This is a genomic window from Streptomyces purpurogeneiscleroticus (genome assembly GCF_020024005.1).
Lineage (GTDB): Bacteria > Actinomycetota > Actinomycetes > Streptomycetales > Streptomycetaceae > Streptomyces > Streptomyces purpurogeneiscleroticus.
The window spans coordinates 21,010-32,653 of the sequence record NZ_NHSG01000226.1 but is presented as its reverse complement, the minus strand read 5'-3'; the positions used below and the strand labels follow the sequence as shown (position 1 = coordinate 32,653).

The following is an 11,644-nucleotide window of genomic DNA, read 5'->3' as shown; positions in this document are numbered from 1 at the left end:
AGTTGCCATGGGCATCGCGGAGCTGGACGGCGGCGTACGGATCGCGTACGAGGACCGGGGCGAGGGGCCGCCGGTACTGCTGGTGCACGGCCACCCCTTCGACCGGACCATGTGGGCGCCGCAGACCGCGTTCCTGGTCGGCAGCGGATTCCGCGTCGTCGTTCCCGACCTGCGCGGGTACGGCGGCTCCCCGGCCACGGGCCCGCTCGACGGGCTCGCGGACTTCTCGCGCGACCTCGCGGCCCTCCTGGACCACCTGGGCATCGCCGGGCCGGTGATCCTCGGCGGGCTGTCCATGGGCGGCCAGATCGCGCTCGACTTCTGCCGCCTCTTCCCCGAGCGGGTGCGCGGCCTGCTGCTGGCCGACACCTCGGCCCCGGCCGAGACCACGGCCGGCAGGGAGTGGCGGAACGCCATGGCGGACCGGCTGCTGCGCGAGGGCCTGGCCCCGTACGCCGACGAGGTGCTGGACAAGATGATCGCGCCGCAGACGATCACGGACCGCCCCGAGGTGGCCGCACACGTCCACCGGATGATGCGCGGCACGCCCCCCGAAGGAGCGGCCGCCGCACTACGGGGCCGGGCCGAGCGCCCCGACTACACCGCGCTGCTCCCCCGGATCACCGTCCCCGCCCTCGTCGTGGTCGGCAGCGCGGACACCTACACGCCGCTCGCCGATGCCCAGTACCTGCACGACCGCCTCCCGGACTCCGCCCTCACGGTCGTCGAGGGCGCGGCCCACATGCCGAACCTGGAACGGCCCGGTGTCTTCAACGCCGCGCTCGCGGAGCTGCTGCGCAGGAGCATCGGGTAAGGTGCAGGGCATGTTCGCGCAGACAACCATGAACTGGTGGTGGACCGCTCATCCGGCGGCCCACTGATTCGCGCGCGCACCACAGACTTCGCGAAGGCCGCCCGAGGGGCGGCCTTCCGGCGTTTTCCGGGCCGTTCCTCTCCCCAGACCCTGTGTGAGAAGGACGAGGACCCATGCACCTGCCCGAGCTGCTCGCCGACGACCGGCCCTTTGCCCTGCTGCGCCGCCGCACCCCCGGCCACGACCAGGACACGGTCGAGGTACTGATCGGCCCGGTCGCCGCGTACGACCGGCTCGCCGACCTCCCCGAGGGCCTGGCCCTGGTGCCGTTCCGGCAGATCCGCGAGCGCGGCTTCGACGTCCGCGACGACGGCACGCCGCTGGTCGCGCTGGTCCCCGAGGAGCGGTACGAGCTGCCGCTCGCCGACGCCCTGGCGCAGCTCCCGGACCACGCGGTACAGGTATCCGGCAGCGGCTTCGACGTGAGCGACGAGGAGTACGCCGGGATCGTCGGGCGGGTGCTCGACCAGGAGATCGGCCAGGGCGAGGGCGCGAACTTCGTGATCCGGCGGACGTACGAGGGCGAGATCCCGGGCTTCGGCCGGGCCGACGCGCTGGCCCTGTTCCGGCGGCTGCTGGCCACGGAGCGCGGCGCGTACTGGACGTTCGTCGTGCACACCGGGGAGCGCACGCTGGTCGGCGCGAGCCCCGAGGTGCACGTCCGGATGAGCGGCGGCACCGCCGTGATGAACCCGATCAGCGGGACCTACCGCTACCCGGCCGGCGGCCCGACCCCCGAGGACCTGCTGGAGTTCCTCGCCGACGGCAAGGAGATCGAGGAGCTCTCGATGGTCGTCGACGAGGAGCTCAAGATGATGTGCACCGTCGGCGACAAGGGCGGCGTCGTGATCGGGCCGCGCCTGAAGGAGATGGCGCACCTCGCGCACACCGAGTACGAGCTGCGCGGCCGGTCGTCGCTGGACGTGCGGGAGGTACTGAAGGAGACGATGTTCGCGGCGACCGTGACCGGGTCGCCCGTGCAGAACGCGTGCCGGGTCATCGAGCGGTACGAACCGGGCGGGCGCGGCTACTACGCGGGCGCGCTGGCGCTCATCGGCAAGGACGCGGGCGGGGCGCAGACCCTGGACTCGCCGATCCTGATCCGCACCGCCGACATCGACGCGGACGGGAAGCTGCGGGTGCCGGTCGGGGCGACGCTGGTGCGCGGCTCGGACCCGGCGAGCGAGGTCGCCGAGACGCACGCCAAGGCCGCGGGCGTGCTCACCGCGCTGGGCGTACGGGAGGCACCGGCCCGCCGCGCCGACACCGCGCCGCCGCGGCTGGCCGACGACCCGCGGGTGCGGGCCGCGCTGGACGCGCGCCGGGCCGGCCTCGCGCCGTTCTGGCTGCGGATGCAGACGACCGCGCCGACCGCCGCGCTGAGCGGCCACGCGCTGGTGATCGACGCCGAGGACACCTTCACCGCGATGCTGGCGCATCTGCTGCGCACCTCGGGGCTGACGGTGGAGGTACGGCGGTACGACGAGCCGGGGCTCCGGGAGGCGGCGCTCGCGCACGAGGGGCCGATCGTGCTGGGTCCGGGGCCCGGCAATCCGTCCGACGCGGCCGACCCGAAGATGCGGATGCTGCGCGCGCTCGCCGCCGAGCTGGTCCGCGAGCACCGGCACGGGCTGCTGGGTGTGTGCCTGGGCCACGAGCTGATCGCGGCGGTGCTCGGGCTGGAGATCGTGCGCAAGGACGTGCCGTTCCAGGGGGCGCAGGAGCGGATCGACTTCTTCGGGCGCGAGGAGACCGTCGGCTTCTACAACACCTTCACCGCCCGCTGCGACGAGGCGGCCGTCGCCGAACTGGCCATGCACCGCGTGGAGCTGAGCCGGGACCCGGCGAGCGGGGACGTGCACGCGCTGCGCGGGCCGGGCTTCGCGGGGGTGCAGTTCCACCCCGAGTCGGTGCTGACGCTGGACGGCGCGGCCCTCACCTCCCAGCTGCTGGCTGCCGTTCTGGTGTGAGCTGCCCCTCCGGGGTGACGAGGAGGTTCTCCCCGGCGCGGCCGGCCAGATAGTCCTCGACATTGGCGAGTGTGGTGTCGACGATCTGGCCGACCGCGTCCTCGGTGAAGTACGCCTGGTGCGAGGTGACCAGCACGTTCCCGAAGGTCATCAGGCGGGCGAGGGTGTCGTCGTGGATCACTTCGAGGGACTTGTCGAAGAAGAAGAGGCCCGCCTCCTCCTCGTACACGTCCAGGGCGACGCCGCGCAGCCGGCCCGCCTTGAGGGTGTCGACGAGGGCGGCGGTGTCCAGCAGGCCGCCGCGGCTGGAGTTCACCAGGATCGCGTCGTCCTTCATCGCGGCCAGCGCGGGCCCGTCGATGAGGTGCCGGGTGCTCTCCAGCAGCGGTACGTGCAGCGAGACCAGGTCGGACTCGGCGAGCAGCCGGTCCAGGCCGACGTACTCCATGCCCAGCCCGGCGCAGGCCGGGTTCTCCACGGCGTCCCGGCCGAGCAGCCGCATCCCGAAGCCGTGCGCGATCCGGGTGAACGCCTCGCCGATCCGGCCGGTGCCGATGACGCCCGCCGTACGGCCGCGGAAGTCCCGGCCCATCAGGCCGTCCAGCCGGAAGTCGAAGTCGCGGGTGCGGTGCGCGGCCCGGACGATGCGCCGGTTGACGGCCATCGCCAGGCCCCAGGCGAACTCGGCGACGGAGTACGGCGAGTACGACGAGACCCGGCCGACGGTCATGCCCAGGTCGGCGGCGGCCCGCAGGTCGATGTTGTTGTAGCCGGTGGAGCGCTGGGCGATCATCCGCGTGCCGCCCACGGCGAGCTCCTGGAGCACTTCGGCGTGCAGCTCGTCGTTGACGGCACTGCTGACGATCTCGTAGCCGGCCGCGATGGGGGCGGTGTCGCGGTTGAGGAGGACGTCGAGGCAGCGGATCTGGTGGTGGCCGTCGAAGGCACGCTCCAGCAGCGGCCGCTCGTCGGCCTGCACGCCGAATGCCAGGATTTGCACGCTTCCTCCCACTGATCCCCGTATCGGGCAGCTTGCGGCGATGGGCCGAATATACGGCCCATCGCCCGGCGGCGCGCGTCGCGTCAGCCGAAGAAGACCCCCGCCTCGGAGTACAGCTTCGGGTCGACCGTCTTCAGCTTCGCGGTGGCCTCGGCGAGCGGCACCCGCACGATGTCCGTACCGCGCAGCGCCACCATCGTCCCGAAGTCGCCGTCCCGCACGGCGTCGATGGCGTGCAGCCCGAAGCGGGTGGCCAGCCAGCGGTCGAAGGCGCTGGGCGTGCCGCCGCGCTGGGTGTGGCCCAGTACCGTCGTGCGCGCCTCCTTGCCCGTGCGCCGCTCGATCTCCTTGGCCAGCCACTCCCCCACGCCGGAGAGCCGGACGTGCCCGAAGGAGTCGGTGGAGTCGTCCTTCAGGACCATCTGGCCGTCCTTGGGCATGGCGCCCTCGGCGACGACCACGATCGGCGCGTACCGCACCTTGAAGCGGGACTCGACCCAGGCGCAGACCTGGTCGACGTCGAAGCGCTGCTCGGGGATGAGGATCGCGTTGGCGCCACCCGCCAGACCGGAGTGGAGCGCGATCCAGCCCGCGTGCCGGCCCATGACCTCCACGACCAGGACCCGCATGTGCGACTCGGCGGTGGTGTGCAGCCGGTCGATGGCCTCGGTGGCCACGCCCACGGCGGTGTCGAAGCCGAAGGTGTAGTCGGTGGCCGAGAGGTCGTTGTCGATGGTCTTGGGGACACCGACGCAGGGCACGTTGTGCTCGGCCGAGAGCCGTGCGGCGACGCCGAGGGTGTCCTCACCGCCGATCGTGACCAGCGCGTCGACCTCGTGCTTGGCGAGGTTCTCCTTGATCCGCCGGACGCCCTCCTCCTGCTTGAAGGGGTTGGTGCGCGAGGACCCCAGGATCGTGCCGCCGCGGGGCAGGATGCCGCGGACCGCGGGGATGTCCAGGGGGACCGTGTCGCCCTCCAGCGGCCCGCGCCAGCCGTCCCGGAAGCCCACGAAGTCGTATTCGTACTCCTGGGTGCCCTTGCGTACCACCGCCCGGATGACGGCGTTCAGACCGGGGCAGTCGCCGCCACCGGTAAGCACTCCTACCCGCATCGCTTCTTCCCTTCGTCCCGTGATGGACCGACGCGGGTCACGCTAATGGTGATCCAGGTCACTCAGGAGAGGGACGAGGGGCTGATTCCGGTGATTTTCCGGGGAGTTGGGGCTGTGCCGTTCACTCGTACGAGCGGTCCGCGCCGGGGCGCTCAGGGCGTGTCGAGCCCGCGCTCTATCGCGTACCGGACCAGCTCGACCCGATTGTGCAGCTGGAGCTTGCCGAGGGTGTTCTGGACGTGGTTCTGCACCGTGCGGTGCGAGATGACCAGGCGCTCGGCGATCTGCTTGTACGAGAGGCCCTTGGCGACCAGCCGCAGCACCTCGGTCTCGCGGTCGGTGAGCCGCGGCGCGCCCGGCTCGTCCTCGGTGGCCGGGGCCGGGTCGCTCGCCAGCCGGCGGTACTCCCCCAGCACCAGCCCGGCCAGGCCCGGGGTGAACACCGGGTCGCCGACGGCCGTGGAGCGCACCGCCTCGATCAGCTCCGCCGTGCTCGCGGACTTGACCAGATAGCCCGTCGCGCCGGACTTCACGGCCTCCAGCACGTCCGCGTGCTCGCCGCTCGCGGACAGCACCAGGACCCGCAGCCGGGGGTTGGCGCCGACCAGCTCGCGGCAGACCTCGACGCCGGGCAGACCCGGAAGATTGAGGTCCAGGACCAGCACGTCGGGCCCGGCGGCCTGGGCTCTGCGGACCGCCTGCGGCCCGTCGCCCGCCGTCGCGACCACGTCGAACCCGGCCTCGGCCAGGTCCCTGGCCACCGCGTCCCGCCACATCGGGTGGTCGTCGACCACCATGACCTTCACGCCCTGCGGCTCGCTCATGCGCCTGCCTTCCCCCGTCGTCCGCCCTCGGGCGCCGCGCCCTTGGGAACCATCAGCTCCACCTCCGTGCCCTGGCCGGGGACCGAGATCCACTCGGCGCGGCCGCCGAGGTCCCGCAGCCGCCCCCGGATGGAGAGCGCGACCCCGAGCCGGCCCTCGCGCTCGGCGTCGGCGAGCCGGCCCTCGGGGATGCCCGGGCCATCGTCCCGCACCGTCACCAGCACCGCCTCCGGCTCGTCCTCCACCAGAATCCACGCGTGGGCGCCGGGCCCCGCGTGCACCCGTACATTGTCCAACGCGGCACTGACAGCGGCGGCCAGCTCCGCCGCACGCGCCGCCGCCAGCCACACCGGGGCACCCGGCTCGGAGAAGGTCACCCCGGCGCCCGCGTGCGGCGCGAGCAGCGCCCGCACGTCGCACGGCTCGTCGCTGAGCGCCTCCTGTCCCTCGGGCACGCAGTTGTCCCCGTACGAGCGTCCGTCCAGCTCGCCGTCCTCGTATCCCGTGCCCTCCGTGCCCGCCGCGTCCGGAGCCGTCGTCCGCCGCTTCGCGGGCACCAGGCCGCTGGAGACCAGCGTGCGCAGCGCGACCTCCTGTTCGCCCGCCATCCGGCCCAGCTCGGCCGCCTCGCCGCCGAGCGCGGCGCCGCGCCGCTGCACCATCGCCAGTACCTGGAGCACGCTGTCGTGGATGTCGCGGGCCAGCCGCTCGCGCTCGCGGGTGGCCGCCTCGATCTGCAGGGCGCGCGCGAGGGTGCGCTCACTGGCCCTGGCCACCTCGACGACGTAACCGATCGCCACGCTCGCGACCCACACCAGCAGCACGTTGTGGACGGTGTCGCGGGCGAACTCCTGGCGCTCCACGAGGTTGGCGACCGCCACCACCGAGGAGGCGCCCGCCGCCCAGCGCCAGCCGCCCTTGATCGCGAAGCCCAGCGCCGCGCCGGCCGTCCATATCGACGGGAGCGTGGGCGCGCCGCCCGCGATCCGCGCGTGGGTGTCGACGAGCGGGGTGAGCAGGATGCCGGCGACCGCGAACGCGAGGTCGCCGAAGAGGAAACGGCGGCTGCACCGCTCTGCGGAGGTGGTGCAGCGCCAGCTCAGCACCATCCATACCGTGAGCGCCGTCATGTACGCGGCGCCGCCCAACGGGTGCGCGTACTCGGTGTAGTTGAGGGAGAAGATCACCACGGCGTAGACCAGGGTGAGCACGCGGTACCCCGTCAGCGCCCGCCACAGCGGGAGTTCGACGGACATCCGCAGCACCCGCGGCTGACGGGTCCGCTCCTTGGCCCCCTCGGCCGTCTCCACCACCGACGTGCCCGGCGTCCCCGCCGCCACGGCCGGTATCCGGTCCTCCGCTGTCATCTGGCCCACCCCCTCGCCGGCCGGCTAAGCGCCGGACCCGGACTTCTTCGCCGCCTTCTCCGCCTCGGCCTGCTTCTTGGCCGCCTCGGCGATCTGCCGCTTGGCCGCGGTCGCGTAGATGTCGACGTACTCCTGGCCCGACAGCTTCATGATCTCGTACATGACCTCGTCGGTGACCGACCGCAGGATGAAGCGGTCGCCCTCCATGCCGTGGTACCGGCTGAAGTCCAGCGGCTTGCCGATGCGGATGCCGGGCCGGATCATCTTTGGCACGATCTTGCCGGGCGGCTGCACCTTCTCCGTGTCGATCATCGCGACCGGGATGACCGGGGCGCCCGTGGCCAGCGCCACGCGCGCGAGGCCGCCCGGCTTGCCGCGGTAGAGCCGGCCGTCGGGCGAGCGGGTGCCCTCGGGATAGATGCCGAAGAGCTCACCGCGCTCGATGACCTCGATACCGCTCTTGATCGCCGCCTCGCCGGCACCGCGACCGCCGGAGCGGTCGACCGGCAGCTGGCCCACGCCCTTGAAGAACGCGGCGGTCAGCTTGCCCTTGACGCCGGGCGAGGTGAAGTACTCGGCCTTGGCGATGAAGGTGACCTTGCGGTCGAGCACCGCGGGCAGGAAGAAGGAGTCCGAGAAGGACAGGTGGTTGCTCGCCAGGATCGCCGGCCCCTCGGCGGGGATGTTCTCCAGGCCCTCGACCCAGGGGCGGAACGCCAGCTTCAGCGAGTTGCCGATGGAAAACTTCATTGCGCCGTAGATCAACGCCACTCCTTCTGTGTCCGACGCAAAGACCTTAACCCGCGCGGCGGCCCGCCTCCTCACCGTGCGTGGCGCCGCGGCCGCACCCCGCACGGCACACCCTTCCCTGCGGACCTATCCGGGCGGCTGGGCTTTGCGTACCCTGCAGTTACGAGCTTTCGCCGCAGGCCGGCGCTCTTCACTCATCCCGATTGCTCCACGCTTCCCCTTTACCGAACGGAGTCCTCCGGTGCCGCTCCTCCCCGGGGCCGAGCCGTTCCGCCATGAAGGCGGTCGGGTCGGCGTCCTCGTCTGTCACGGCTTCACCGGCTCCCCGCAGTCCGTCCGCCCCTGGGCCGAGTACCTCGCGGCCCGCGGCCTCACCGTCTCGCTGCCGCTGCTGCGCGGCCACGGCACCCGCTGGCAGGACCTCCAGGTCACCACCTGGCAGGACTGGTACGCGGAGGTGGACCGCGAGCTGCGCGCGCTGACCGCCCGCTGCGACCAGGTCTTCGTCTGCGGCCTGTCGATGGGCGGCGCGCTGTCGCTGCGGCTGGCCGCCCGGCACGGCGACGCCATCAGCGGCCTGGTCGTGGTGAACCCGGCGAACAAGGTGCACGACGCGGCGGCCCCGCTGCTGCCGGTGCTGCGCCATGTCGTCCGTACGACCAGGGGCCTGACCAGCGACATCTGCCAGGCGAACGCGATGGAGACCGGTTACGACCGGGTGCCGCTGCACGCCGCGCACTCCGTACGGCAGTTCTTCCGCCTGGTGGACGCCGAGCTGCCGCAGGTCACCCAGCCGCTGCTGGTGATGACCAGCCCGCAGGACCATGTGGTGCCGCCGGCCGACTCCGAGCGCATCATGAGCCGGGTCTCGTCCAAGGACCTGCGGCAGAAGCTGCTGGAGCGCAGCTATCACGTCGCCACCCTGGACCACGACGCCGAGCAGATCTTCGAGGACACCTACGACTTCATCGCCCGCCTCGCACCGGCCGTGAAGGGGGAGGGGACGACCACCAGTGGGGGAGCGTGACCCGCGCGATCCTCTGGACGAGGACGCCGCCTGGGCAGAGATCGTGGCCTCCTACGGGGAGGAGCCGGCCTTTCCCGCGCCGGAGGACCGGCCGTCCGCGCCCGTCTCCGTGCGGCCGGAGGCCGGGGAACCGGAGCGCCCGATGACGGACCTGGACCTGGAGAAGGGCCTGGAGAACTGGGAGAAGGCGCTGGGCCTGGAGAAGAGCCCGGAGCCCGGCTCGGAGGAGAAGGGCCAGGAGCAGGGCCCGGAGAAGACGAGCTCGGAGGCAACGAGCTCGGAGAAGAAGCCGGAGAAGGGCACGGACGCGGAGCGGGAGACGGCGGCCGAGGGGAAGCAGCCCGGTGCCGCGGACGGACCGGGGGACGTGCCGCCCGCCGGCCGGTCCGGGGACGCCTCCGGTGACCGGCCCGGCAGTTTCGTCGTGTACGCGCCGGGCGTCGGGCCGCGCGACTGGTCGGCCGGGGCGTCCTCCGACGACGACTTCGACGAGGACGACGAGGGGCACTTCACCCCGCCCGAGCCGCCGCCGCTGCCGCAGGCCGACGTGACGACCAAGTTCGCCTGGATCGCGGTACTGGGCGGGCCGCTGCTGCTCATCCTGACGATGATCCTGCAGCAGCCGGTGACGTGGTGGATCACGACGCTGGGGATCGGCGGGTTCCTTGGCGGCTTCGCGACGCTGTTCGCCCGGATGAAGACCGATGACGAGGACGACGATCCCCGGCCCGGGGGCGGTGCGGTCGTCTGACCGCGCCGGGCCGCCCGCGGCGGGCCGCTCAGGGAGCGGCCGGCACCCGCAGCGCCGCCAGTACCGGCAGGTGATCGGAGGCCGCCAGCAGGTCCGCCTCCTGTACGCCCGGAAGATCGATCGGTACGCCGCACGCCAGGACCTCCACGCCGGAGGTCGTGAACACCCCGTCGATGCGCTGGTGCGGATCGTGCGGCGTGGAGGTGTACTCGCCGCCCCAGGGCGCGGCCTGCCAGGCGTCCGTCAGCGAGCCGGCCAGCCGCCGGAAGCTGCGGCCCCGGGGCCGGTCGTTGATGTCGCCGCCGGCCACCGCGTGCGGCGCGTCCAGCAGCGCGAGCCGCTCCAGCAGCAACCCCGCCTGCTCGTACCGCTCCGCCGCGCTCAGGCTCAGATGCGCGCTGAGCACGCCGAGCCGCGCTCCCCCGATGCGCAGCACCGCGGTCGCGAAGCCGCGCCGGTGCAGGCCGGGGGCCTTCGGCAGCAGGACGTCCTCGGCGCGCTCCACGTGGGCGCGGAGCGAGGTGAGGATCATCGGGCCGCAGGCGGTCGCGCCGCCCGTGGCGTACACCAGCTCCGATTCCCGGGCCAGGGCCGCCGCGGCCTTCCGCCAGCGGAAGAAGCGCGGCGCCTCCTGGATGAGCGCGACGTCGGGGGCGCAGGCCCGGACGACCCTGGCGAGCGCCGCCCGGTCGTCACGCATCGAGCGGATGTTGTAGCTGAGCACCCGGATGACGGCGGAGCCGTCGGACTCGGTGCGGGACTCGGGGAACATGCTCAAGGTGCCAGGGTCCTCTCGCCGGGGTCCGGTGCGTCACGCGGGCACAGACTAAGGCAATGCCCGCCACGCCTCGGAAGACGCAACGGGCATTCAACCGCAACCATCAATTGCGCAACCCCCGCGGCGACCAGCCAGGTCCGCGAGAGCGGCGCCGGTTTTGGCGCAAAGGGGGCGCTCAGCCCTGGCGTGCCAGGTCGGCGGCGCCGACGAGCCCTGCCTTGCCGCCGAGCTGGGCGGCGAGGACCTGGGCGTGCGGCCGCCACTGGTTGCCGACCAGCCAGCGCCGGAAGGACTTGCGGATCGGGTCCAGGACCAGTTCGCCCTCGTCGGAGACGCCGCCGCCGACGATGAAGGCGGAGGGGTCGAAGAGCGAGGCGAGGTCGGCCAGGCCCGCGCCGGCCCAGCGGGCCAGCTCGCGGAAGGAGTCGACGGCGACCGGGCAGCCCTGCCGGGCGGCCTCGCTGACGTGCCGGCCCTCGATGCCCTCGGAGGTGCCGTCGCCCAGGCCGAGCAGGATAGTGGCGTTCTCCGGGGTGGCGAAGGCGCGCTGCCGGGCGTACCGGAGCAGGGCGCGCCCGGAGGCGTACTGCTCCCAGCAGCCCTGGCTGCCACAGCCGCAGAGCAGGCCGTCCGGCACGACCCGGATGTGGCCGAACTCGGCGGCGACGCCGAAGCGGCCGCGGCGCAGCTTGTTGCCGATGATGATGCCGCCGCCGAGGCCCGTGCCGAGCGTGATGCAGATGACGTCGCTGTGGCCCTGGCCGGCGCCGAACTTGTACTCGCCCCAGGCCGCGGCGTTCGCGTCGTTCTCCACCACGACGGGGAGGCCGACGCGCTGCTCGACGTTGTCCTTGAGCGGCTCATGGCGCCAGTTGATGTTCGGGGCGAAGAGCACCGTGGCGCGCTTCTCGTCGACGTACCCGGCGGCGCCGATGCCGACGGCCTCGATCTGATGGCCCGCCCCGACGCTGCGGACCGCGTCGGCGATCGCCTCGGTCAGTGCCTCGGAGGTCGGCGGGGTCGGCACCTTGCACGTCTCGAGGATCGTGCCCTCTTCGTCGACCACGCCGGCCGCGATCTTCGTGCCGCCGATGTCGACGCCGATGGTGAGTCCCATGTGTCCCTCAGTTTTCCGGTCGAACCCCGCCAACGGACAACCGTACCGGAGCCGGGGGCCCACCGGAGGCCAAT

At 72.7% G+C, this 11,644-nt stretch carries 12 protein-coding genes; 5 read left to right on the top strand and 7 right to left on the bottom strand.

Annotated features, from left to right (window positions below; translation table 11 throughout):
- The first annotated feature begins 7 nt into the window (after positions 1-7).
- From CCS38_RS14780 to CCS38_RS14770, 3 genes are all read left to right on the top strand, one after another.
- Positions 8-814 (top strand): alpha/beta fold hydrolase, encoded by an 807-nt coding sequence (locus CCS38_RS14780; RefSeq protein WP_223733718.1) that lies wholly within the window; start codon positions 8-10, stop codon positions 812-814.
- A gap of 10 nt (positions 815-824) precedes the next feature.
- Entirely contained in the window at positions 825-881 is a 57-nt protein-coding gene (locus CCS38_RS35710) for a trp operon leader peptide (RefSeq protein WP_223733736.1), read from the top strand.
- A gap of 106 nt (positions 882-987) precedes the next feature.
- Complete coding sequence (locus CCS38_RS14770; protein WP_223733717.1) at positions 988-2,844, top strand: anthranilate synthase family protein; 1,857 nt, start codon at positions 988-990, stop codon at positions 2,842-2,844.
- Here CCS38_RS14770 and CCS38_RS14765 read toward each other — a convergent pair.
- The 5 genes from CCS38_RS14765 to CCS38_RS14745 form a co-directional block, all read right to left on the bottom strand.
- Positions 2,810-3,844, bottom strand: coding sequence for a 2-hydroxyacid dehydrogenase (locus CCS38_RS14765; RefSeq protein WP_223733716.1), 1,035 nt, complete (start codon positions 3,842-3,844; stop codon positions 2,810-2,812). The genes CCS38_RS14770 and CCS38_RS14765 overlap by 35 nt on opposite strands.
- An 83-nt stretch (positions 3,845-3,927) precedes the next feature.
- Positions 3,928-4,956: a 6-phosphofructokinase gene (locus tag CCS38_RS14760; protein WP_223733715.1), complete on the bottom strand. Its 1,029-nt coding sequence runs from the start codon at positions 4,954-4,956 to the stop codon at positions 3,928-3,930.
- Positions 4,957-5,108: 152 nt separating this feature from the next.
- Positions 5,109-5,780, bottom strand: a complete 672-nt coding sequence (locus tag CCS38_RS14755; RefSeq protein WP_223733714.1) for a response regulator — start codon at positions 5,778-5,780, stop codon at positions 5,109-5,111.
- Complete coding sequence (gene macS, locus CCS38_RS14750) at positions 5,777-7,036, bottom strand: MacS family sensor histidine kinase (protein WP_223733735.1); 1,260 nt, start codon at positions 7,034-7,036, stop codon at positions 5,777-5,779. Before macS ends, CCS38_RS14755 begins: the two co-directional genes overlap by 4 nt.
- 135 nt (positions 7,037-7,171) lie before the next feature.
- The gene (locus tag CCS38_RS14745) at positions 7,172-7,897 is read right to left on the bottom strand and encodes a lysophospholipid acyltransferase family protein (RefSeq protein WP_223733734.1); all 726 of its coding nucleotides are present in this window, start codon (positions 7,895-7,897) and stop codon (positions 7,172-7,174) included.
- 241 nt (positions 7,898-8,138) lie between these two features.
- On the opposite strand from CCS38_RS14745, the gene CCS38_RS14740 reads away from it, so the two are divergent.
- Both CCS38_RS14740 and CCS38_RS14735 read left to right on the top strand, forming a co-directional pair.
- The gene (locus CCS38_RS14740; RefSeq protein WP_223733713.1) at positions 8,139-8,924 is read left to right on the top strand and encodes an alpha/beta hydrolase; all 786 of its coding nucleotides are present in this window, start codon (positions 8,139-8,141) and stop codon (positions 8,922-8,924) included.
- Positions 8,911-9,675: a hypothetical protein gene (locus CCS38_RS14735; protein WP_223733712.1), complete on the top strand. Its 765-nt coding sequence runs from the start codon at positions 8,911-8,913 to the stop codon at positions 9,673-9,675. The genes CCS38_RS14740 and CCS38_RS14735 overlap by 14 nt, the downstream gene beginning before the upstream one ends.
- Before the next feature lie 28 nt (positions 9,676-9,703).
- On the opposite strand, the gene CCS38_RS14730 is transcribed toward CCS38_RS14735, so the two are convergent.
- Positions 9,704-10,447 carry an endonuclease/exonuclease/phosphatase family protein gene (locus tag CCS38_RS14730; RefSeq protein ID WP_223733733.1) on the bottom strand — a complete coding sequence of 248 codons (744 nt, stop codon included), beginning with the start codon at positions 10,445-10,447 and terminating at the stop codon, positions 9,704-9,706.
- A gap of 181 nt (positions 10,448-10,628) precedes the next feature.
- Complete coding sequence (locus tag CCS38_RS14725) at positions 10,629-11,570, bottom strand: ROK family glucokinase (protein WP_223733711.1); 942 nt, start codon at positions 11,568-11,570, stop codon at positions 10,629-10,631.
- Between the last annotated feature and the right edge of the window lie 74 nt (positions 11,571-11,644).

Bases quoted from the DNA above. Each gene is read 5' to 3' on its own strand.
- CCS38_RS14730 (WP_223733733.1), bottom strand. From the start codon at position 10,447: ATGTTCCCCGAGTCCCGCACCGAGTCCGACGGCTCCGCCGTCATCCGG.
- CCS38_RS14745 (WP_223733734.1), bottom strand. From the start codon at position 7,897: ATGAAGTTTTCCATCGGCAACTCGCTGAAGCTGGCGTTCCGCCCCTGG.
- CCS38_RS14725 (WP_223733711.1), bottom strand. From the start codon at position 11,570: ATGGGACTCACCATCGGCGTCGACATCGGCGGCACGAAGATCGCGGCC.
- CCS38_RS14755 (WP_223733714.1), bottom strand. From the start codon at position 5,780: ATGAGCGAGCCGCAGGGCGTGAAGGTCATGGTGGTCGACGACCACCCG.
- CCS38_RS14780 (WP_223733718.1), top strand. From the start codon at position 8: ATGGGCATCGCGGAGCTGGACGGCGGCGTACGGATCGCGTACGAGGAC.
- macS (WP_223733735.1), bottom strand. From the start codon at position 7,036: ATGTCCGTCGAACTCCCGCTGTGGCGGGCGCTGACGGGGTACCGCGTG.
- CCS38_RS14770 (WP_223733717.1), top strand. From the start codon at position 988: ATGCACCTGCCCGAGCTGCTCGCCGACGACCGGCCCTTTGCCCTGCTG.
- CCS38_RS14760 (WP_223733715.1), bottom strand. From the start codon at position 4,956: ATGCGGGTAGGAGTGCTTACCGGTGGCGGCGACTGCCCCGGTCTGAAC.